This window comes from Ferrovibrio sp. MS7, assembly GCF_038404985.1.
Lineage (GTDB): Bacteria > Pseudomonadota > Alphaproteobacteria > Ferrovibrionales > Ferrovibrionaceae > Ferrovibrio > Ferrovibrio plantarum.
Genome location: NZ_JBBKBA010000001.1, coordinates 2,366,877 through 2,388,459 on the forward strand (window position 1 = coordinate 2,366,877; position 21,583 = coordinate 2,388,459).

Below are 21,583 nucleotides of genomic sequence, written 5' to 3' on the forward strand. Positions count from 1 at the left end.
CATAACCGGTATTCCGCGACAAGGCGGAGTACCGGTTATGGCGCAATCATGGTTGTCCGGGCTGCTGGGCGGCGCTGCCGCTCCGGACCGCGCGGCTTTGGCGCAGATCGTTGCCGATGCCGCGCCGCATGCCCGCGTCATCACCCGCGCCGCCGCCTTGCCGGGCCAGTCGAAAGCCCTGGTGGTGGTCTGTGCCAATGCCATCTATGGCCGTCTGGCGCAAAGCTGCGGCCAGCCCGAGCGGGTCTCGCCGCTGGAACTCAGCCCCCAGGCGCAATTGGCACTGGAACGCCTCAGCCGCCGCGTGCCGGCCTCGGGTGCCGTCACCGATCAGGTGATGTTCAGCCGCGCCGATGGTGCTGAACTGTGGCTCGCGGTCAGCGTCATGGTGCGGCCCGATGAAGCCGCCGAGCTGATCTGGGATTTCGCCGATATCACCCATGAGCATCACGCGCTGATGGACATGGCGGTGCAGCGCGATGCGCTGGCCGGTTTTCTGGACAACGCGCCGGTGGGACTCTATTCCATCGCGCCGGACGGGCATTTCCTGTTCGCCAACCGGACCTTCTCGGCCTGGCTGGGCTTGAGCCCCGATGCACTGACCGGCGGCGCGCTGAAACTCAACGATGTGCTGCTGCCAGCCGATGAGTCCGGTACTGCGCAAGGCACGGGCCGCGCCATCACGCCGGATTGGGAGGGCGGCGAGGCCAAGCTCAGCCCGCCCGGCACGGCGCATGGCTCGGCCGCCGAGCCGCTGCGTCTGGTCGGCGTCAGCCAGTCGGCGGTGCCGGGCGCCGATGGCCATGTCCTGCGCTATTCCGCCGTGGTGCATGACCTGAGCCGCGAATTGCGCGTGCGCGGCACTTTGCGCCCGGTGGAAGCCGAGTTCCGCCGCTTCTTCGATCAGGCCCCCATCGGCATCCTGGTGCTGGATGCGGCGGGCAGCATCATCGAGGGCAATGCGGCTTTCGGCGTGCTCTGTGGCCGTCATGACTGGCCGGGCCAGCGCCTTGCCGCCGTGGTGCGTGAGGAGGATGGTGCCGAACTGAACCGCCATCTCATGGCGGTGCGGCGCAACGAGGCGGTGACGCGGCCGCTGGAGGTGCGTTTCCCGGGCCAGGACCCGGCGCGGCCGCGCATTGCGGAATTGTTTGCCGCCTCGCTCGATGCCGGCGCCGACAGTCAGGCGACGCAGCTTGTCTACCTGGTCGACACCACGCACCAGCGCAACCTGCAACAGCAATTCAATCAGAGCCAGAAGATGCAGGCGGTGGGCCAGCTCGCCGGCGGCATTGCGCATGACTTCAACAACCTGCTCACCGCCATGATCGGCTTCTGCGACCTGCTGCTGCAGCGCCACCAGCCCGGCGACCAGAGCTTCGCCGATATCATGCAGGTGAAGCAGAATGCCAACCGCGCCGCCAATCTGGTGCGCCAGCTGCTCGCCTTCTCGCGCCAGCAGACTTTGATGCCGAAGGTGCTGGATGTCACCGATGTGTTGGCCGACCTGCGCAACCTGATCGGTCGCCTGATTGGCGAGACCATCCAGCTTCGCCTGGTGCATGGCCGCGATCTCGGCCTGGTGCGCGTCGACCAGGGCCAGCTTGAACAGGTGATCATCAACCTGGCGGTGAATGCGCGCGACGCCATGCTGCATGGTGCCGGCGGCAGTGCGGGAAGTGGCGGCGAATTGCGCATCCGCACTGCCTATTGGCGGCCGCAGCAGCCGACGCTGACGCTCGGCGGCGAAATGATGCCGCCCGGCGATTATGTGCTGATCGAGGTCAGCGACAGCGGCCACGGCATCGCGCCGGAGAATCTGGCGAAGATTTTCGATCCCTTCTTCACCACCAAGGCGGTGGGCGCCGGCACCGGGCTTGGCCTCTCCACCGTCTACGGCATCATCAAGCAGACCGGCGGCTTCATCCAGGTGGAAAGCGAAGTCGGGCAGGGCGCCACCTTCCGCATCTTCCTGCCGCGCCATGAGCCGAGCGCCACCGAACGCTCCGCCACCCGCGACGATGGCCGCGCGGTCGCCGCGCCCGATCTCACCGGCCAGGGCCTGGTGCTGCTGGTGGAGGATGAGGATGCGGTGCGCGCCTTCGCCACCCGGGCTTTGCGCAACAAGGGTTACACCGTGATCGAGGCCAATTCCGGCGAGCAGGCATTGAGCCTGCCGGCGGAACAGCTCGATCGTGTCGAGGTGCTGGTGACCGATGTGGTGATGCCGAACATGGATGGGCCGACCTTGGCCGAACACATGCGCCAGCGCCGCCCGGATTTGAAGATCCTGTTCATCTCCGGCTATGCCGAGGATGCGCTGCGCCGCAGCCTCGCCAATGCCGATAACGTGTCGTTCCTGCCCAAGCCGTTCTCCCTCAGCCAGCTCGCCGGTAAGTTGAAGGACGTGATGGGCTGACAGCCCCGGCGCGTGGCTGTTCCGTGGGAATCGCTAAGGCGTGCCCGGAAACCGGAACGGGCCAGAACAGAGCCGGGTATGTTCCCGGAACAAAGCAAAAAAATGAGGGAAACCAGCGAGTTATAGATTTCGCTGGACAACGCATACAAAATTAGAACATATACGGGGTTAACCGAGCCTCGTTGCAATTCCGCGGGGGCCGTGAAAGGATGGGGTCCACCAATGGCAGCCACTGCCGCCGCTACTTCCGCCAGCCTCCGTTTAGTGGACAAGGACAACATGGATAAGGGTAAAGCTCTCGAAGCCGCGCTCAGCCAGATCGAGCGTTCCTTCGGCAAGGGCTCGATCATGCGCCTCGGTCAGCGCCAGAGCATGGAAGTGGAGGAAATCTCCACCGGTTCGCTCGGCCTGGATATCGCGCTCGGCATCGGCGGCCTGCCCAAGGGCCGTATCATCGAAATCTACGGCCCGGAATCCTCGGGCAAGACCACCGTCGCCCTGCATGTGGTGGCGGAAGCCCAGAAGCGTGGCGGCACCTGCGCCTTCGTCGACGCCGAACATGCCCTCGATCCGGCCTATGCCCGCAAGCTGGGTGTGAATATCGGCGACCTGCTGATCTCGCAGCCCGATACCGGCGAACAGGCGCTTGAGATCGCCGATACCCTGGTGCGCTCCGGCGCCATCGAGGTGCTGGTGGTCGACTCGGTCGCCGCCCTGGTGCCGAAGGCCGAACTGGAAGGCGAGATGGGCGATTCTCTGCCCGGACTGCAGGCCCGCCTGATGAGCCAGGCTCTGCGCAAGCTCACCGCGTCGATTTCCAAGTCGAACTGCATGGTGATCTTCATCAATCAGATCCGCATGAAGATCGGCGTCATGTTCGGCAACCCGGAAACCACCACCGGCGGCCATGCGCTGAAATTCTATGCTTCCGTGCGCCTCGATATCCGCCGCATCGGCGCGATCAAGAACAAGGACGACGTGGTCGGCAACCAGACCCGCGTCAAGGTGGTGAAGAACAAGGTGGCGCCGCCGTTCAAGGTGGTCGAGTTCGACATCATGTATGGCGAAGGCATTTCCAAGACCGGCGAACTGGTCGACCTCGGCGTCAAGGCCAATGTGGTCGAGAAGTCGGGCGCCTGGTTCTCCTATGACAGCCAGCGCATCGGCCAGGGCCGTGAGCAGGCGAAGAACTTCCTGAAAGAGAATCCCGAAGTCGCCGCCAAGATCGAGGCCGCGATCCGCGCCAATGCCGGCGTGGTGGCCGCTGCCATCGATGCCGGGCCGGGCGAGGATGACGACGAGGAATAGTTTCTAGTTTTCCCAGCGTGGGCAGCCGGTAATCCACGGCTTCCCCCACGATTTTTCTCCTCCATGGGACCCCCGGCGCCGGAACTCGGCGCCGGGGTTTTTTTTGGCCCCGCGCAAGACTTTCGCCCCGGGCAAAGCTGTGGCGCGGTTCCAAAGGCCGGGCCGGTTGCTATAGTGAGCAGCAATATTCAGCCGGAGGAAAAACGCCCATGTCCGTTGAAGCGCAGCCGCTCGATCCCCAGGTGATCGAGACCCTGAAGGGCATCACCACAGCCACGCTCACCACTGTGCTGTTGAAGAAGGGCCTGCGCAATGTCTGGCTGCGCGGCGCCAAGCCGTTGAAGCCCGGCCAGCCGCGCATTGTCGGCCGTGCCTTCACGCTGCGCTTTGTGCCGGCGCGCGAGGATCTGGCGACGCCGGAATCCTGGGCCTCGCCGAAATCCACCCGCGGCGCCATCGAGGCGATGCCAGCGGGCTGCATCGCCGTGGTCGATGCCATGGGCGTGAAAGACGCCGGCATTTTCGGCGATATCCTTTGCGCCCGCATGCAGAAGCGCGGCGTTGCCGCCCTGGTGACGGATGGCGTGGTGCGCGATGTCGCCGGCGTGCTCGGCACCGGCCTGCCGGTCTGGTGCGATGGTTATGCCGCGCCGCCCTCGGTGGCCGGCCTCACCTTCGTCGACTGGCAGGAGCCGATTGCCTGCGGCGGTGTCGCCGTGTTCCCGAACGACATCATCGTGGTGGATGACGATGGCGCCGTGCTGATCCCGCAGGCTCTGCTTGATGCCGTGCTGCCGCTGGCCGTCGAGCAGGAGCGCCAGGAAGCCTGGATCATGGGCGAGATCGATGCCGGCGTGCCGCTGCCCGGTCTCTATCCGCCGAATGAAGCCACCAAGGCGCGCTACGAAGCCTCGAAGAAGAAGTGAGCCGACCATGAGCCAGGGCACCAGCAAGCGGGGATTGCGCAAAGGCCTGACCAGCTATGGCGATGCCGAATTCTCGCTGTTCCTGCGCAAGGTGTTCATCAAGGCGGCGGGCTATTCCGACGATGCGCTGGACCGCCCGATTGTCGGCATCACCAACACCTACAGCGATTTCAATCCCTGCCACGGCAACGTGCCGGACCTGATCGAAGCGGTGAAGCGCGGCGTCATGCTGTCGGGTGCGCTGCCGATGGTGTTTCCCACCATCTCGATCCATGAAAGCTTCGCCCATCCGACCTCGATGTTCCTGCGCAACCTGATGGCGATGGACACCGAGGAAATGCTGCGGGCGCAGCCGATGGATGCCGTGGTGCTGATTGGCGGCTGCGACAAGACCGTGCCGGCACAGCTCATGGGCGCGATCAGCACCGATCTGCCCACCGTGTTTCTGCCCGTCGGCCCGATGGTGGTGGGGCATCATCAGGGCGAGGTGCTGGGCGCCTGCACCGATTGCCGCCGGCTCTGGGGCAGCTATCGCGGCGGCCAGATGGCGGAAGCCGAAATCGAGGCGGTGTCGAACCGCCTGGCGCCCTCGGTTGGCACCTGCATGGTGATGGGCACCGCCTCCACCATGGCCTGCATTTCCGAGGCGCTTGGCTTCACCCTGCCGCTCGGCGGCACCGTGCCCGCGCCCCATGCCGAACGCCGCCGCATCGCCGAGGCCTCTGGCATGCGCGCCGCCGAAATGGCCAAGACCGGCGGGCCGCGCCCCAGCGAACTGATGACGCCGGCCAGTTTGCGCAACGCCCAGGTGGTGCTGCAGGCCATTGGTGGCTCCACCAACGGCATCGTGCATCTGGCCGCCATGGCCGGCCGCGCCGGGCTGGAGCTGGACCTCAACAGCTTCGACGAGATCGGCCGCAACACGCCGGTACTGATCGACCTCAAGCCGTCCGGCAACGATTACATGGAGCATTTCCACCATGCCGGCGGCGTGCCGCGCCTGATGCGCGAACTGGCCGACCTGCTGGATCTTTCCGCCCCCACCGTAGCCGGCGGCACGCTGGCCGATGTGGTGGCGGCTGCCGAGGAAGTGCGCGGCCAGACTGCCATTCGCCCGCGCAGCAATCCGCTCAAGGCGGAGGGCGGCATGGCAGTGCTGCATGGCAACCTGGCGCCGCGCGGCGCGGTGATCAAGCAGGCGGCGGCTTCGCCCAAGCTGATGCAGCATGAGGGCCGCGCCGTGGTGTTCACCTCGGTTGAGGACATGACCAACCGTGTCGACGACCCGGACCTGGATGTGACCGCCGATGACGTGCTGGTATTGCTCAATGCCGGGCCGAAGGGCGCGCCGGGCATGCCGGAAGCCGGCTATCTGCCAATCCCGAAAAAGCTGGCCCGCCAGGGCGTGAAGGACATGGTGCGAATCTCCGATGCGCGCATGAGCGGCACGGCGTTCGGCACTATCGTATTGCATATCACACCGGAATCCGCCGATGGCGGCCCGCTCGGCCTGGTGCGGACCGGCGACCGCATCCGCCTGGATGTGGCAAAGCGCCGCATCGACCTTCTGGTGGAAGATGACGAATTGTCACGCCGCGCCGCCGAGCCTGTCACATTGCCGCATGAACTGCCGACGCGCGGCTATGCCAAGCTGTACATGGACACTGTATTGCAGGCCGATGGCGGCTGCGACTTCGACTTTCTGGTGCCTGGTAAACAAGCATAAGCAATAGGTCATACTGAGAAGTATTGCCTTGTAGCGCGAACTACCTTATTCGGGAGTTATGCTTCCCGAATCATTCATCTTTGGCAGCCAGCGTTTCTTCCCGAAGGACACCGATGTGGTCGTCGCCCGTTGGTGCGCCGATCAGGGTCGCACGCTGGATGACCTCGCGCCCAAGGTCGGCCTGTCGCGCATGGCGCTGAGCCTGATCCTGCGCGGCATCGATCCGGTCACCCCGGCCATCGAGCGCAAGCTGCGCGAATTGATGACCGGCGCGCAGCAGCGCTCGGCTTAAAGCAGCCACAACATTCCAGTGTGTTCGTCATGCCAGGACTTGATCCGGGCATCTCGCGCAAGCACGCAGTGAGACCGCCGGGTCAAGCCCGGCGGTGACGACATTAAGGAATCAGGGCTTAATGGCAGGCTAAAGTCGGGCATGACGATGTGTTAGGGTTGATCGCACAAGCTGAAACGAAAAAGCCCGGCGCTAAGGCCGGGCTTTCCGTAGTTGATGTAGCCGTGTCTCAGCCGAAGGCGTCGGCGATGATGCCGGCATACCAGCCCAGCGTATGCTCGGCTTCCTGCTTGCGGAAGGCCGCATCGGCGCGGGCGGGGCTGACGCCGCCGCTGTTCGGCACTTCCGCCACGGTTTCGCCCGGGCGATAGGTGCCGGTGACGGAGATGCCGTAATCCGGCGACACCAGGCTGTAGCAGGTGTTGTGGAACACCGCCGGCGGCGCGGCCTGGCCGCGCAGCGAGGCGACGATGTTGGCGGCCACCACCTTGGCCTGGCTGTTCGCCGCCGAGCCGGATTTCGGCATCGCGCCGGCAATCGAGGCATCGCCCAGCACATGCACGTCGGCCGCCTTGCGCGAGGCGAAGGACTTCGGATCGACGGCGCACCAGCCGTTGCTTTCGGCGAGCCCGGCATCGATGGCGATCTTGCCGGCGGTCTGCGGCGGGATCAGGTTCAGCACATTGGCCTTCTCGGTGCCGAAGCCGGCCTTGATCGAGAGATTGGCGACATCTACTTCCTCCACCTTGCCGCCATCCTTGCCGGCGACCCAGGTGATCATGCCGGGATATTCCGACTCCCAGGCAGCCTGGAACAGGCCCTGCTTGGAGAAGGCATCCTTGGCGTCGAAGATCAGGATCTTCGACTTCGGCTTCTTGGTCTTGAGATACCAGGCGATCATGCTCACCCGCTCATACGGGCCGGGCGGGCAGCGGAACGGATTGGCCGGCGGCGCGATGATCACGGTGCCGCCATCGGGCATGGCTTCAAGCTGGCGGCGCAGCAGGGCGGTCTGTGCTCCGGCCTTCCAGGCATGCGGCACGCGCTCGGCGCCCTTTTCGCTGTAGCCCGGCACGCCGCCATAGTTCAGCTCGATGCCCGGCGCCACCACCAGCTTGTCGTAGGGCAGCACGGCGCCATCGGCCAGCCGCACGCGCTTGGCGCCGGTGTCGATGGCGGTGGCGCTGGCCCGCACCAGCTTCACGCCCCAGCGCTGCTGCAGCGGATCGCGGCGGTGCTGGATCGAGTCCAGGCTGCGCACGCCGGCCAGCACATAATTCGAGAACGGGCAGGTGGTGTAGATGGCGTCGCGGTCGATCAGCGTCACGTCGAGGCTGGGATCGAACAGCTTGAGATAGCGTGCGGCGGTGGCGCCGCCGAAGCCGCCGCCAACCACGACCACACGGGCCGGGGCATTGCGGTTGACCTGGGCTGCGGCGAAGCCGGGGAAGGTGAAGCAGGCGCTGGCGGCGATGCCGGCGCCGAGCAGTTGACGGCGATTGAAGTCGGTCATGGCATCCCCCTTCAGTTACGCGCCAGATGTTCGGCGATCGCCTTGAGCTGATCGTCCGAATAGCCGCGCGCGATGCGGCCCATGATGGTGGAGGGCTTCTTGTTGGTCTTCACCTCGATCAGCGCCTCATACAGCGTCTTGGCATCGACGCCGTGGATCGGCGGCATGGTCGGCGACACATAGGTCGGGCTGCCATGGCAGAGGTTGCAGGTCTGGGCCGCGAAAGCGGCTTCCGAAAGCGGTTGCGGAGCCTGCTGCGCGAGCGCGGGGGCAGCAAGCCCGAGGCCGGCCACAAGCGCGGCGGCAAGCATAGTGGGGCGGTACATCGACATCCTCCCTGGTGACGAACCGGGAGGACGCTATCCCAGAGTAAAAATTCAATCAACTTCGTTTGTGATTATATTAATTAAACAAAGAAATTATGTTTTTTATGGTTCGCCAGGAATCTTCGGCGTGCCTCGCGCGGAAACCACAATGGCCAGCAGGATAAGCCCGGCCCCGGCCAGCATCGGCCAGGAAATTGGCTCGGCGAAGGCCAGCAGGCCGACCAGCAGCGAGGTGATGAGTTCACCAGCGCCGGCAATCGCCGAACGCTCCGGCCCGGCGATGGGGGCGCCCAGCAGCAGCAGGCCGAGCGCGCCGAAGGTGCTCAAAATCGCCAGCGCCGCGGCCGCGCCCCAGGCCTTGAAGGATGTCGGCACGATCACGCCGCCTTCCCAGATCAGGCATAGCCCCAGCATTGCCAGGAAGCCGCCGATGAACACGCCGCCGAGCCGCACCGGCACGATGATGTGGCTCAGGCGCCGCGCCGCAATATGGATGAACAGGGAATAGGCGGTGGGCGGGATGAAGCAGAGCAGCACCGGCAGCAAAGGCGCGCCGGCCACTGCATCGGGAGAGAGGATCAGGGCGGCGGCGATGAACACCAGGGCAGCGGCGATCAGATTGGCGCGGGTCAGCTTCTCGCCGAAGGCCAGCCAGCCGAGCAGGATGGTGAACAAAGGATAGGTGAACAGGATCAGCACCGTCAGCGCCACGGTGAGGTATTGCAGCGCGATGAAGTAGAACAGCATCGAGCTCATATAGGCGGCGCCGGCGATGAAGGCGAAAACGAAGTCGCGGCGCTGTTTCAGAATGGCGGGCAGGAAGGGCAGGCAGCAGGCCGCCGCGATGGCGAAGCGCCACACCAGCAGCGATAGCGGCGTTTGACCTTCCTCGTAGGCCATGCGGATGAACAGCGGCATGATGCCGAAGCCGATGGCACCGAAACCGACCAGGGCCATGCCGAAAAGCGGCGAGCGGGTGAAGCGGGGAGACGACATGGCGGCGACCGGAGGTAAGCTGACGGGGCGTCACCTTGGCATGGCCCGCCGAATCATGAAAGCCGCGTGATCGGATCGAAAACCGCTATGGCGCGAAAGCGGTTTACGCCTAGACTTGTCCTCAGCCGCGCTCAAGACGGCGGGAGGAAACGATGCGTATTCCAATGATGCGTGTTGTGTTGTCGCGCCTTGGTTTGGTGGCGGCACTGCTGATCTCGGGAGAAGCCATGGCTCAGACCGCCGCGCCACCGCTGGATGTGCTGGCGCCAAAAGGCCCGTTGCGCGTCGCCATTGCCATTTCGCCCGCGCCCTCGGCGCTCTATGCCGTGAAGGATGCCGGCGGCCAGTTCAAGGGCGTCACCGTCGATCTCGGCCGCGCCTTGGCTGCCAAGATCGGGCGCCCGCTGCACTTCGTCGACTACGCTTCCACCGGTGAAATCACGGCTGCCGGCGACAAGGATGCCTGGGATGTCACCTTCATGCCGCATGACGCGGCACGCGCCAAGCTGGTGGATTTCGGCGCTGCCTATCACCTGCTGCAAAGCACGCTGCTGGTGGTGGAGCGCGCCAAGGCGAACACGTTGGCGGAAGTCGACCGCGCCGATATCCGCATCGCCGGCGTGGAAGGTACCGCCACGGGTCGCGCTGCCTCTGTCTATTACAAGCAGGCCAAGATTGTCTGGGTGCGCGGCGTCGATGATGCTGTGGCCTTGGTCAATGCCGGCAATGCCGAGGCTATCGGGCTATCGCGCGAGTCTTTGCTTGGCCTGCTCGGCAAGGTGCCGAATTCCAAGGTGCTCGATGGCGGCTTCCTCAATTCCACCACGTCGGTCGCCGTGCCGCGCGGCAAGGGCGCGGCGGTTTTGCCTTATGTGAATGCCTTCATTGAGGAGCAGAAGGCCAATGGCAATGTGCGCAAGTCGCTCGATGCCATGGGGCTTACAGCGTCGATGGTGGCGCCCGCCGGCATGAAAGCGGAATAGGGCGGAGAGAAGCCGTCATACCCGCGCCCCCTTTACGTCATACTCGCGAAAGCGAGTATCCCATTTGGTAATGAGCTGACAAGAAAATGGGACCCTCGCTTTCGCGAGGGTGACAAGTAAGGCGGGGTCTCTATTGCGTCACGCCCCGAACATCATTTCCAGCGGCGCCATGCCGGCGAAGCTGCCGCGCAGGCGGGTGCCGGGCTTGAAAAAGCGCAGGCCGGTGAAAGCGCCGGTGGTGACGATCTGGCCCGGCTGCACGCCGCCGCAATGATCCTTCACCTGGCGCAGCAATTCGATCAGCAGATCGAAGGGCGAGCCGCCCGGCTGGGTCAACAGGCCATCGACGACAATGCTGGCATCGGCGATCAGTTCACCGTTCAGGCGAATGAAATCATCGGGCTGCCATGGCTTGTCATACGCCGTGCCGGTGATCATCCCGGCATTGATCTGCATATCCGCCAGTCGCCAATGCGCGTCAGTGGTTTCCATGTTGAGCAGCCGGCTATCCAGCACCTCGAAGACCGGCAGCGGCGTGACCGAGGCGGCGAGTTTCGCGGCATAGTCCGGCGCATCCAGGGGCGGCAGGGCGCTGTCGATGCGGAAGGCGATTTCCAGTTCCAGGCCGCAGAGCCGGGAGTCTTCGCGCGGCCACAGCTTGGGCGCGGCCGCGATGCCGCTGGCGCGGATCGGGGCGAAGATGATCGGCTGGTCCGGCGCACCGCGCCCGACCTTCCAGCCGCCGACCGGGCCTAATGCTGCCATCACGCCGGCCTGAATGGCGAGGACATCGGCATGGTCGATGGCAATGCCGGCGGGGTCGAATAGCGGGCCGCCCTGGCGGGCGGCGAGCAGCCGCGCAACGATCTCGCCGCGCTGCTGATCCGTGATCATTTGAAATCGCGCGCGTTCAGCCATTCGCCATGGCGCGTCGAGCTTGCCTCGGCCAGCGCGACGAAAATCTCCACGATGTCTTCTGGCGCTGGCAGGGTCAGTGGGTCTTCGCCGGGGAAGGCGGCGGCGCGCATCTCGGTGCGGGTGCCGCCGGGATTGACCACGTTGACACGGATGCTGCCGGCTTCGACCTCGCGGGCATAGGTCAGCGCCATGTTGTCGAGCGCTGCCTTGCTGGCGGCATAGGCGCCCCAATAGGCGCGCGGCTCGCGGGCGACGGTGGAGGAAACGAAGATGACGCGGCCCGAACCCGAGGCATGCAGCAGCGGATGCGTGGCGCGCAGCAGCCGCTGGTTGGCATGCACATTCAGCTTGAACACCTTCTCCCACAGATCCGGCGGATATTGCGGCGTCGGTGTCAGCTTGCCGAATAGGCCGGCATTGGCCACAAGGATGTCGAGCTTGCCGAACCGCTCGAACAGCGGCGCGGCCAGGCCGTCGATCAGCTCGGTCTTTTCCATGTCCATCGGCACCAGCGTGGCGCTGCCGCCGATGCCGCGAATCTCGTCATCGAGTTCTTCCAGCGCACCGACGGTGCGGGCGACCAGGATGACGTGGGCGCCCTCGCGGGCATACTGCTTGGCAATCGCGGCGCCGATGCCGCGGCTGGCGCCGGTGATCAGCGCGATCCGGTCCTTGAGACGCATGATTGAGATTCTCTAACGTTCAGCGATCAGCCGGTTTCGGCCAACAGGGTGAGCTGGCGCGGGCCGCGCGCGGTACGATCTGCTTCATCGGTCAGCCCGATGGGGTAGTCGCCGGAGAAGCAGGCATCGCAATAGGCCGGGTTGGCCGGATCGCGGCTCTGGCGGCCCATGGCGCGGTAGAGGCCATCCATGCTGAGGAAGGCAAGGCTGTCGGCCTTGATGAACTTCGCCATCTCTTCGACGCTGTGGGTTGCCGCCAGCAGCTTGGAGCGTTCCGGTGTATCGACGCCGTAGAAGCAGCTATGCGTCGTCGGCGGCGAGGCAATGCGCATGTGCACTTCCTTGGCGCCGGCTTCGCGCACCATTTCCACGATCTTGGTGGAGGTGGTGCCGCGCACGATGGAATCGTCCACCAGGATCACCCGCTTGCCCTGGATATAGGCGCGGTTGGCATTGTGCTTCAGCTTGACGCCGAGATGGCGGATCTGGTCGGTCGGTTCGATGAAGGTGCGGCCGACATAATGGTTGCGGATGATGCCAAGCTCGAACGGGATGCCGCTCTCGGCGGCATAGCCGATCGCCGCCGGCACGCCGCTATCGGGCACCGGGATCACCACATCGGCATCGACATGATTCTCGCGCGCCAGCTCGGCGCCGATGCGCTTGCGCGATTCATAGACGCTCAGGCCCTCGACCTGGGAATCGGGCCGCGCGAAGTAGATATACTCAAAAATGCAGAAGCGGCGCTTCACCGGCGGGAAGGGGTGATGGCTGTGGATGCCCTCGGCGTCGATCACCACCAACTCGCCCGGCTCGACATCGCGCACATAATCGGCGCCCATGATATCCAGCGCGCAGGTCTCGGAGGCGAGGATCGGCGCACCCTTGAGGTTGCCCAGCACCAGCGGCCGCACGCCCCAGGGATCGCGCACGCCGATCAGCTTCTTCGGCGTCAGGCAGACCAGCGCATAGGCGCCCTCGATCTGCTTCAGCGCATCGACGATACGCTCGACCACGGAAGCCTTGCGGCTGAGCGCCACCAGATGGGTGATCACCTCGGTGTCCATGGTGGACTGGAAGATCGAGCCCTTGGCCACCAGGTCGTCGCGGATCTGGCGCGCATTGGTCAGGTTGCCGTTATGCGCCAGCGCGATGCCGCCGCCTTCGAGATCGGCATAGATCGGCTGCACGTTGCGCAGCAGCGTCGCACCCGAGGTCGAGTAGCGCACATGGCCGATGGCGGTGAGGCCGGGCAGTTCGCGGATCACCTTCTCGGAGGAGAAGTTCGGCGCCACATGGCCGAGCGCGCGGTGGCTGTTGAAGCGGCCTTCGTGGAAACTGACGATGCCGGCGGCTTCCTGGCCGCGATGCTGTAGCGCATGCAGCCCCAGCACCGTGTTGGCCGCCGCGTCGGGCGTGCCGTAGATGCCGAAGATGCCGCACTCCTCGCGGAGTTTGTCGTCGTCGAAGGGGTTGGTGTGCAGCATCATCATTGCTCCGCCGCCCGATGGCATGTCGCCAACGGACGGTTCATGGCTTGTCCTGCGTGCGGATTAGGCTCTCGATGCCCCGGCGTTCCTCGGTCTTATAGCCGGAATCGCGGCCGGAGTCAGCGCCGCTGCCGACCGGTGTACGGTTCGGCACCGGCGTCGGACGGCCGCCGCCTCCGGATGTTGGGCTGGCCGGCGCGGGGCTAGCTGCCCCGGCGCCCCGGCTGCCAGTGAGTTGCTCAATGACGCGGTCATGCAGCCAGGTATAGGCCTGGGTCGCCAGGGGGCGGGTACGCGACTCGGTGTACCAGCCCGGCTCTGCATTGGGTTTCATCACGAACTTATCCAGGACCCAGAAGGCCACCACCACGATCAGCGCACCACGGGCCAAACCGAGCAAAAAGCCCAGCGAGCGGTCGATGGCGCTGATCGCAGAGGTGCGGACCCGCTCGGCGATGAGATGGGTCAGCAGGGAGCAAAAGATAAGGGTGGGGAGGAAAATTCCTGCGCCGGCGGCAATGCCGGCCAGCAGCCCGGACTGGATATACTGCCGCGCGAAGGCCTCGGCGGGCACGAAGAAATACCAGGTGGCGATCACCGCGGCGATCCAGCCGGCGGTGGACAGCACCAGCCCGACAAAGCCCCTAAACAGCGCCAGCAACGCGGAAATCAGCAGAATCGCGAAGACGCCGAGGTCTACCGGGTTGATCGGCAGCTTGTCCATCAGCCTCTCACTCCTCGTCGTCCATGGCGCCGGAACGGCCACCCTGGCGGCCGCCATACTGACTGGCGCGTTGGGACGCCCGGCGGGCATCGGGGAACAGTTCCACCAGCTCGCCCAGGCGAATCAGCTCCACGCCCTTGATGCCTTTTACCTTACTTTTGCCGGCAAGGGGCATAATGGCTTGCTGGAACCCGAGTTTCGCCGCCTCTTTCAGCCGTGCCTCGGCCTGGCTGACCGGGCGGACCTCCCCGGCCAGGCTGATCTCGCCGAAAAACACGCTGCGTTCCGGCACCGGGGTATCGGCGAGCGCCGAGAGCAGGGCGGCGGCCACCGCCAGGTCGGCGGCAGGCTCCACCACCCGCAAGCCGCCGGCAACGTTGAGATAGACGTCGCAGCCGGCGAAGCGCAGGCCGCAGCGGGCATCCAGCACCGCCAGCACCATGGCCAGCCGGCCAGAATCCCAGCCGACCACGGTGCGGCGCGGGGTGGCCAGCGGCGAGGGCGCCACCAGGGCCTGGATCTCCACCAGCAGCGGCCGGGTGCCTTCCATGCCGGCCAGCACGGCGGCGCCGCTCATCGGTTTGGTCTTGCCGGCATCCTCGGCGCCGCCGAGGAACAGGGCGGAGGGATTGGCCACTTCCGACAGGCCACCATCGGTCATTGAGAACACGCCGATCTCGTCGGTGGCGCCGAAGCGGTTCTTCACCGCGCGCAGGATACGGAACTGGTGCCCGCGCTCGCCCTCGAAATACAGCACCGTGTCGACCATGTGCTCGACCACGCGCGGGCCGGCGATCTGGCCATCCTTGGTGACATGGCCGACCAGGAACACGGCGGCCGAGGACCGCTTGGCGACGCGGATCAGCTCCTGGGCGCAGGTGCGGACCTGGGTGACGGTGCCGGGTGCGGAATCGATATTGTCGGCGAAGATGGTCTGGATCGAGTCGATCACGATCACAGCGGGGCCGGCTCCCTTGGCGGTCACGCTCTCGATGCCGGCGAGGATGTCGCGCAAGGAATTGGCCGAAGCCAGCTTCACCGGTGCATCGGCAAGGCCCAGCCGCTGGGCCCGCATGCCGATCTGGCCGACGGCTTCTTCGCCCGAGATGTACAATGTCGTGACACCGCGCCGTGCGATGGCGGCGGTGGCCTGCAGCAGCAAAGTCGATTTGCCGATGCCGGGATCGCCGCCGATCAGGATGGCCGAGCCGGGCACCAGGCCGCCGCCGAGCACGCGGTCGAATTCGTTGATCCCGGTGATGGTGCGGGTGACATTCTCCGGCTGTGCATCCAGGGCGGAGAAGGCCAGCGCCTTGCCCTTGCCCGCCGAGAGACCCTTGGGCACCGGCGTCGCCGCGGCTTCCTCCTGGATGCGGTTCCAGGCACCGCAGGCATCGCAGCGGCCCTGCCATTTGCGGTAGACGGCGCCGCAATCCTGGCAGACGAAATTTTCCGAGGCGCGCGCCATCAGGGCTTCAGCACGTCCATCTTGATCGGACCTTCGGCGCGGCCATGGATGAACTGATCGACATAGGCATTGCCGGAATTGTCGATTTCGCTCACCGGCCCCTGCCAGATGATGCGGCCCTTGTAGATCATGGCGATGCGGTCGGCGATCTTGCGCGCCGAGGCCATGTCGTGGGTGATGGAAAGGGTGGAGGCGCCGAGCTTCTTGGCGCAGGAAACGATCAGGTCGTTGATCACATCGGCCATGATCGGATCGAGGCCGGTGGTCGGTTCGTCGAAGAAGATGATTTCCGGCTCGGCGGCGATGGCGCGCGCCAGCGCCACGCGCTTCTGCATGCCGCCGGAAAGCTCGGCTGGCGACAATTCGCCGACATCCGGGGTGAGGCCGACCTGGGCCAGCTTGTCCAGCGCGATCTGCTTCGCCTTGGTGCGTTCCATCTTGCGGCCCTGGATCAGGCCGAAAGCCACGTTCTCCCAGACCTTGAGGCTGTCGAACAGCGCACCGCCCTGGAACAGCATGCCGAACTTGCGCAAGGCCTGCTCGCGCTGGGTGGCATCGAATTTCATCGACTCCTGGCCGTCGATCAGGATGCTGCCGCTATCGGCCTTGATCAGGCCTAGCACGCATTTCAGCATCACCGACTTGCCGGTGCCGGAGCCGCCGATCACCACCACGGACTCGCCCTTGCGCACATCCAGCGACAGGCCGTCGAGCACTGTCTTCGGCCCGAAGCGTTTTCTCACATCCTTGAGGGAGAGTTTCAGGTCGGTCATTTGGTGGCGAAGAACAGTTCGGTGACGAGGTAGTTCGACACCAGGATCAGGATCGAGGCGGAGACCACGGCATCGGTGGTGGCGCGGCCGACGCCCTGGGCGCCGCCCTTGGAATGGAAGCCGTGGTAGCAGCCCATCAGCGCGATGATGAAACCGAACACCCCGGCCTTCACCAGGCCCGACACCACGTCCAGCGTTTCCAGGAAATCGAAGGTGTTCTTCAGGTAGGTGCCCTGGTTGAAGCCGAGCTTCTGCGTGCCGATGACATAGCCGCCCATCACGCCGATGATATCGGCCACCAGCACCAGGATCGGCAGCGTGATGATGCCGGCATAGAGGCGCGGCGCCACCAGATACTTGAACGGGTTGGTGGACAAGGTGGTCAGCGCGTCGATCTGCTCGGTCACGCGCATGGTGCCGATTTCGGCCGCCATCGCGGAGGCAACGCGGCCCGCCACCATCAGGCCGCCGAGCACCGGGCCGAGTTCGCGGGTGATGCCGATCACCACGATGGTGGCGACGGCGCTTTCGGCGTTGAAGCGCGCCGAGCCGATATAGATCTGCAGCGCCAGCACCATGCCGGTGAACAGGGCGGTGAGGCCGACCACGGGCAGCGAGTAATAACCGATCACCATCATCTGGCGCAGGATCAGCCGGCCGTAGAAGGGCGGGGTGAGGCAATGGCGCAGCCCGGTGCCGGCGAACATCGCCAGACGGCCAATCGCGGCAAGGAAATCGAGGAAGATGCGGCCGACGATGGCAAGCGGGTTCATCGGTAGACTCGTGCGTAGCGCTTGCCGAGATCGGTGAGCAGTTCGTAGGCGATGGTGCCGGCATGGCCGGCCTGCTCATCGAGCGGCACGGCGCCGCCGATCAGCGTGGCGCGCATGCCAGGGCGGCAATGCTCCGGCGGCAGGGCGGAAACGTCGAGCGTGATCATGTCCATGGAGACCCGTCCGACCAGCGGCACCCGCATTTCGCCCGCTTGCCCATCCGGTCCAATTCCCTTGAGCGCGGCAAAGCCACGGTTGGAGAGAGAGCGGAGAAAACCGTCCGCGTAACCCACCGCCAGGGTGGCAATTCGGCTCGGTTTTTCAACGCGATACGCGGCACCGTAGCCAACCGTTTCGGGGAAGTCAATGTCGCGTACCTGCAGGATCGCAGCTTCCAGCCGCACCACTTCGCGCATGCTGATTCCGGGCCCCGGACTGGCCCCATAAAGCGCAATGCCGGGGCGCAGGATATCGTGATGGTAGGGCTTGCCCAGGAAGATGCCGGCGGAATTGGCGAAGCTGGCCTTGAGGCCGGGGAAGCAGGCGCGCAAGGCATTGAAACGCAGCCGCTGGGCCTCGTTGAGCGGATGCTCCGGCTCGTCGGCGCAGGCCAGGTGGCTCATCACGAAATCCAGCGTGATTCCATCCAGCGCCTTGGGATCGGCAAGCAGGGCATCCACTTCGCTGGGCTGCAGGCCTAAGCGGTTCATGCCGGTATCGGCCTGCAAGGCAGCGGGCAGGGCGCGGCCGGCTTTGCGTGCCGCTTCGCGCCAGCGCGTGATCTGCTCGGGCGTGGAAAGCACCGGCACGATGCCGGCGATCAGGCAATCGGTTTCGGCCCCGGCGGGAATGCCATGCAGGCAATAAATCGTCGCCTTGGGCAGGGCCTGGCGCAGCTTTATGGCTTCTTCCATATGCGCCACGAAGAAGCGGCGGCAGCCGGCCTCGAACAGCGCCTGGCCAACTTTGTCAGCGCCCAGGCCATAGCCATCGGCCTTCACCACGGCGGCGCATTCGGCCTCGGGCGCCATGGCACCGAGGCGGCGCCAATTGGCCACCAGGGCAGCGAGGTCGATGGTCAGGATGCCCCGATCACCGAAAATGGCCGGGGTGCCGGAAATGCTGGTCATGGGCTGTGTTTATCCTGAAAGCAGCGGGGTTAAAACCCTTGGCATTGCTTGCCCGGGTACAGCTAGCCCAGGCACAGCTTGCCCAGGCACAGCTTGCTCTGGCAGGTCGGGCAGGGCAGACTGGCCGGGTCGGGGGACCGGCCCCGGAAGAGGGCTGCCACTACATACTATTCCAGTTGTCAGGACGGCATCCGGCCGGCCAGTCCGAGGTTTCATGTCCGCCCCGTCTTCCAATTCTGGCCCGTCTTCCGCCTCTGGCCCGCCCTCAGCTTCCCCTCCAGGCCTGTTCGCGCGCCTCAATGGCAATGCCTATCTGCTGCTGACCCTGACCATGATGATGTGGGCGGGCCATGCCTCGGTCAGCCGTCTGGCGGTCGGCGAAATCTCGCCGGCCTCGCTCACCTTCCTGCGCTGGTTCGTCGTCGCCGGCATCATGTACGGCCTGTGCCGCCAGGGCCTGCGCGAGCATTGGCCGGTGCTGAAGCCGCGGATGTTCTATCTCGCCCTCATGGGGGCGCTGGGCTACACCAGCTACAACATCCTGCTCTACTGGTCAGCGCATAGCACCACCGCGATCAACATCAGCATCATCAACGGCGCCATGCCGGCGCTGATCTTCATTTTCGCCCTGGTGTTTTTCGGCCAGCGGGTTTCGGCGCTGCAATGGATCGGCATGCTGGTTTCGATGGCCGGCGTGATCCTCACCGGCGCCAAGGGCGATTTGCAGCATCTGCTCGAGTTGCGCATCAACCATGGCGACCTGCTGATCCTGATCGCCGCCATCCTCTATTCCGGCTATTCGGTGCTGCTGCGCAAGCGGCCCATCGTGCCGAGCCTGGTATTCTTCGCTGCGATGACGCCGGCGGCGCTGGTCTCATCCTTCATTCCGCTGGCCATCGAGATCGCGGCGGGCGAGTTCTACTGGCCCAGCACCAAGGGCTGGCTGCTGCTGCTCTATGTCGCGATCTTCCCGTCGCTATTGTCGCAGATCTTCTTCATCCGCTCGGTGGAATTGATCGGCGCCGGGCGTGCCGGCCTGTTCACCAACCTGGTGCCGCTGTTCGGCGCCGGCTTCGCCATGCTGATCCTGGGCGAGGAACTTGCGCTGTATCACATCGTGGCGCTGGTGCTGGTGCTGGGCGGCATCCTGCTGGCGGAATGGCGCGCAAATCGCTAGGTGGTAGGCGGCGATCAACCCAGCGTCACTCAGCCTAGCGTCACATCCAGGAACAGCATCACCACGAAGCCGCCGAACAGCGAGGCGGTGGCGCCGCGCTCGGAGCCATGGCGATGCGTCTCCGGGATCACTTCCGATGAGATGATGAACAGCATGGCGCCAGCGGCAAAGGCCAGCGCCCAGGGCAACAAGGCGGCGGACATCACGATGGCGCCGGCACCGACCAGGCCGCCCAACGGCTCGACCACACCGCTCAGGAAAGCCACCAGGAAGCTGCGGCCCTGGCTGTAGCCTTCGCCACGCAAGGCCACCGCCACGGCGAGGCCTTCCGGCATGTTCTGCAGGCCGATGCCGAGCATGACGCCGACGCCGGCAACCGGATCGTTGCTTGCCGCTGCCAGGCCGACCGCCAGCCCTTCCGGGAAATTGTGGATGGCGATGGCGGCAACGAACAGCCAGATGCGGCTCAGGCGCGAGGCGTCGGCATTCTCGCGGCCTTTCTGGAAATGCTCATGCGGCACCAGGCCATGCGCCAGATGCATCAGCAGGGCACCGACCAGCAGGGCGGCGATGACGCCGCCGGCCGCACTTGGCCGGCTGCCAAGGCCGATTTCGGCAGCATCAAGCGCCGGCAGCAGCAGCGAGAAGAAGGTGGCGGCCAGCATCACCCCGGCGGCGAAGGCCAGCATGGCGTTCTGCACCGCCGGATTGATGCGCTGGATGAAGAATACTGGCGCGGCGCCGAGCCCGGTCATCACCACGCCGGCAAACACGCTGGCGCTCACGCCGGCCCAGAAGGGCGGCAGGGCGGCGAGCGGCGCGGCAAGGGCGGAGACGAAATCCATTTTTAGTTCCGGCAGGGAGAGGCGTTCCGGTATGGCGTCTAGCGCCCGCTGCCGTCAAGGGCGGGGTTGGGGAGGCCGGCTTGGCTGTGTTTGCGAGCTATCCCCTTGACGAATGTAAGAGCTTGGCCTATATTCTCTGCAACAGGAGGCAATCATGGCTAAGCAATTCACTGTACAGGACTTTTTCCGCCGCTTTGGTACGGACGATGCCTGTCTTGACCACCTTATGATGGTCCGGTTTGGTGAGCGGCTGGCGTGCCCGAAGTGTTCCAAGGTTGGCCGCTTTGTGCGGATCAAGGGCATCCCTGCTTACGGCTGCCCGCAGCCCCATTGCGGCTATCACATTCACCCCATGGCCGGCACCCCGTTTACCCGGTCGCATATGCCGCTGCAAAAGTGGTTCTACGCCATGTACCTGTTCACCACGTCCCGGCATGGCGTGTCCGCCAAGGAACTACAGCGCCAGCTAGGCGTGACCTACAAGACCGCGTGGCGCATCGCGCACGAAATCCGCAAGTACATGGCCGAGGTTGACGGCACCCCGCCGATGGGCGGTCACGTCGAAATGGACGAAACCTTTATCGGTGGTGAGAACCGTGGCGAAGGCTCCGGCTCGGGCCGTAAGGGTAAGTCTGTGGTGTTCGGCATGATCGAGCGTGAAGGCGTGCTTTACACCCGGGTCATTCCCAATGTGAAGCAGGCGACGATTGAGCCGATTGTCCGTGAACTGGTGGCAGATGGCAGCACGATCAGCACCGACGAAGCCCCGGCCTATCAGGGCCTGTCCAACGGCTACGACCACGGCGCCGTCAACCACCGCAAGGACGAGTGGGTCCGTGGCAAGCACCACACGAACACCATTGAGAATTTCTGGGCGATCTTGAAGCGGTCAATCCGCAGCACGCATATCAGCGTTTCCGCGAAGCATCTTCCGAAGTATCTAGGCGAGTTTGAGTATCGCCACAATATGCGGAACCATCCGGAGAAGATGTTTGGCCGTCTGCTGCTTTCGTTTTCGTCATAGCACCTAGCAGACGGTCAAACGCATCCTCGTCACCTATAGAGCGATGTTCTTGTGCGAACTTCCCCAGCTTATTCTCGCGGCGAGCTTCT

General features: G+C 64.9%; 20 protein-coding genes. 8 read left to right on the top strand and 12 right to left on the bottom strand.

Translation table 11 applies throughout. From position 1 onward, the window contains the following. The first annotated feature begins 37 nt into the window (after positions 1–37). From V6B08_RS11325 to V6B08_RS11345, 5 genes are all read left to right on the top strand, one after another. Positions 38–2,419 carry a hybrid sensor histidine kinase/response regulator gene (locus V6B08_RS11325; RefSeq protein ID WP_341980714.1) on the top strand — a complete coding sequence of 794 codons (2,382 nt, stop codon included), beginning with the start codon at positions 38–40 and terminating at the stop codon, positions 2,417–2,419. Positions 2,420–2,641: 222 nt separating this feature from the next. Beyond that, positions 2,642–3,727, top strand: coding sequence for a recombinase RecA (recA, locus tag V6B08_RS11330; protein WP_341980716.1), 1,086 nt, complete (start codon positions 2,642–2,644; stop codon positions 3,725–3,727). Positions 3,728–3,936: 209 nt separating this feature from the next. Beyond that, positions 3,937–4,653 carry a ribonuclease activity regulator RraA gene (locus V6B08_RS11335; protein WP_341980718.1) on the top strand — a complete coding sequence of 239 codons (717 nt, stop codon included), beginning with the start codon at positions 3,937–3,939 and terminating at the stop codon, positions 4,651–4,653. 7 nt (positions 4,654–4,660) lie between these two features. Then, a complete protein-coding gene (locus V6B08_RS11340; RefSeq protein WP_341980721.1) occupies positions 4,661–6,379 on the top strand; it encodes an IlvD/Edd family dehydratase in 1,719 nt (572 codons plus the stop codon). Positions 6,380–6,437: 58 nt separating this feature from the next. Next, on the top strand, positions 6,438–6,671 hold the full coding sequence (locus V6B08_RS11345) for a hypothetical protein (RefSeq protein WP_341980723.1): 234 nt from the start codon (positions 6,438–6,440) through the stop codon (positions 6,669–6,671). Positions 6,672–6,900: 229 nt separating this feature from the next. Here the strand turns inward: V6B08_RS11345 and V6B08_RS11350 are convergent, their stop codons facing one another. The 3 genes from V6B08_RS11350 to V6B08_RS11360 all read right to left on the bottom strand — a co-directional run bounded on the left by V6B08_RS11350 (position 6,901) and on the right by V6B08_RS11360 (position 9,506). Then, entirely contained in the window at positions 6,901–8,184 is a 1,284-nt protein-coding gene (locus V6B08_RS11350; protein WP_341980726.1) for an FCSD flavin-binding domain-containing protein, read from the bottom strand. An 11-nt stretch (positions 8,185–8,195) separates the two neighbouring features. Next, a complete protein-coding gene (locus V6B08_RS11355) occupies positions 8,196–8,510 on the bottom strand; it encodes a c-type cytochrome (RefSeq protein ID WP_341980727.1) in 315 nt (104 codons plus the stop codon). Between the two features lie 102 nt (positions 8,511–8,612). Further along, positions 8,613–9,506, bottom strand: a complete 894-nt coding sequence (locus tag V6B08_RS11360; RefSeq protein WP_341980730.1) for a DMT family transporter — start codon at positions 9,504–9,506, stop codon at positions 8,613–8,615. 152 nt (positions 9,507–9,658) lie between these two features. Here V6B08_RS11360 and V6B08_RS11365 point away from each other — a divergent pair, with 152 nt between their 5' ends. Then, positions 9,659–10,489 (top strand): transporter substrate-binding domain-containing protein, encoded by an 831-nt coding sequence (locus V6B08_RS11365; RefSeq protein ID WP_341980733.1) that lies wholly within the window; start codon positions 9,659–9,661, stop codon positions 10,487–10,489. Positions 10,490–10,627: 138 nt separating this feature from the next. On the opposite strand, the gene V6B08_RS11370 is transcribed toward V6B08_RS11365, so the two are convergent. Genes V6B08_RS11370 through alr form a run of 8 tightly spaced genes read right to left on the bottom strand, consistent with a single transcriptional unit; the run spans position 10,628 to position 18,448 of the window. Beyond that, on the bottom strand, positions 10,628–11,383 hold the full coding sequence (locus V6B08_RS11370; protein WP_341980735.1) for a hypothetical protein: 756 nt from the start codon (positions 11,381–11,383) through the stop codon (positions 10,628–10,630). Beyond that, a complete protein-coding gene (locus V6B08_RS11375; protein WP_341980738.1) occupies positions 11,380–12,090 on the bottom strand; it encodes an SDR family NAD(P)-dependent oxidoreductase in 711 nt (236 codons plus the stop codon). The genes V6B08_RS11370 and V6B08_RS11375 overlap by 4 nt, the downstream gene beginning before the upstream one ends. A 26-nt stretch (positions 12,091–12,116) precedes the next feature. After that, positions 12,117–13,577, bottom strand: coding sequence for an amidophosphoribosyltransferase (gene purF, locus V6B08_RS11380; protein WP_341981636.1), 1,461 nt, complete (start codon positions 13,575–13,577; stop codon positions 12,117–12,119). A gap of 43 nt (positions 13,578–13,620) precedes the next feature. Next, on the bottom strand, positions 13,621–14,304 hold the full coding sequence (locus V6B08_RS11385) for a CvpA family protein (protein WP_341980740.1): 684 nt from the start codon (positions 14,302–14,304) through the stop codon (positions 13,621–13,623). Between the two features lie 7 nt (positions 14,305–14,311). Beyond that, on the bottom strand, positions 14,312–15,772 hold the full coding sequence (gene radA, locus V6B08_RS11390; RefSeq protein WP_341980742.1) for a DNA repair protein RadA: 1,461 nt from the start codon (positions 15,770–15,772) through the stop codon (positions 14,312–14,314). Next, the gene (locus V6B08_RS11395) at positions 15,772–16,545 is read right to left on the bottom strand and encodes an ABC transporter ATP-binding protein (RefSeq protein WP_341980744.1); all 774 of its coding nucleotides are present in this window, start codon (positions 16,543–16,545) and stop codon (positions 15,772–15,774) included. The genes radA and V6B08_RS11395 overlap by 1 nt, the downstream gene beginning before the upstream one ends. Next, positions 16,542–17,318 carry an MlaE family ABC transporter permease gene (locus V6B08_RS11400; protein ID WP_341980746.1) on the bottom strand — a complete coding sequence of 259 codons (777 nt, stop codon included), beginning with the start codon at positions 17,316–17,318 and terminating at the stop codon, positions 16,542–16,544. The genes V6B08_RS11395 and V6B08_RS11400 overlap by 4 nt, the downstream gene beginning before the upstream one ends. Continuing rightward, positions 17,315–18,448 (bottom strand): alanine racemase, encoded by a 1,134-nt coding sequence (alr, locus tag V6B08_RS11405; RefSeq protein ID WP_341980749.1) that lies wholly within the window; start codon positions 18,446–18,448, stop codon positions 17,315–17,317. Before alr ends, V6B08_RS11400 begins: the two co-directional genes overlap by 4 nt. Positions 18,449–18,662: 214 nt before the next feature. Here alr and V6B08_RS11410 point away from each other — a divergent pair, with 214 nt between their 5' ends. Then, the gene (locus V6B08_RS11410; RefSeq protein WP_341980751.1) at positions 18,663–19,625 is read left to right on the top strand and encodes a DMT family transporter; all 963 of its coding nucleotides are present in this window, start codon (positions 18,663–18,665) and stop codon (positions 19,623–19,625) included. A 29-nt stretch (positions 19,626–19,654) separates the two neighbouring features. Here the strand turns inward: V6B08_RS11410 and V6B08_RS11415 are convergent, their stop codons facing one another. Beyond that, positions 19,655–20,470: a ZIP family metal transporter gene (locus V6B08_RS11415; RefSeq protein ID WP_341980753.1), complete on the bottom strand. Its 816-nt coding sequence runs from the start codon at positions 20,468–20,470 to the stop codon at positions 19,655–19,657. A 151-nt stretch (positions 20,471–20,621) separates the two neighbouring features. On the opposite strand from V6B08_RS11415, the gene V6B08_RS11420 reads away from it, so the two are divergent. Further along, positions 20,622–21,494, top strand: a complete 873-nt coding sequence (locus tag V6B08_RS11420; RefSeq protein ID WP_440588813.1) for an IS1595 family transposase — start codon at positions 20,622–20,624, stop codon at positions 21,492–21,494. Positions 21,495–21,583: the final 89 nt, after the last annotated feature.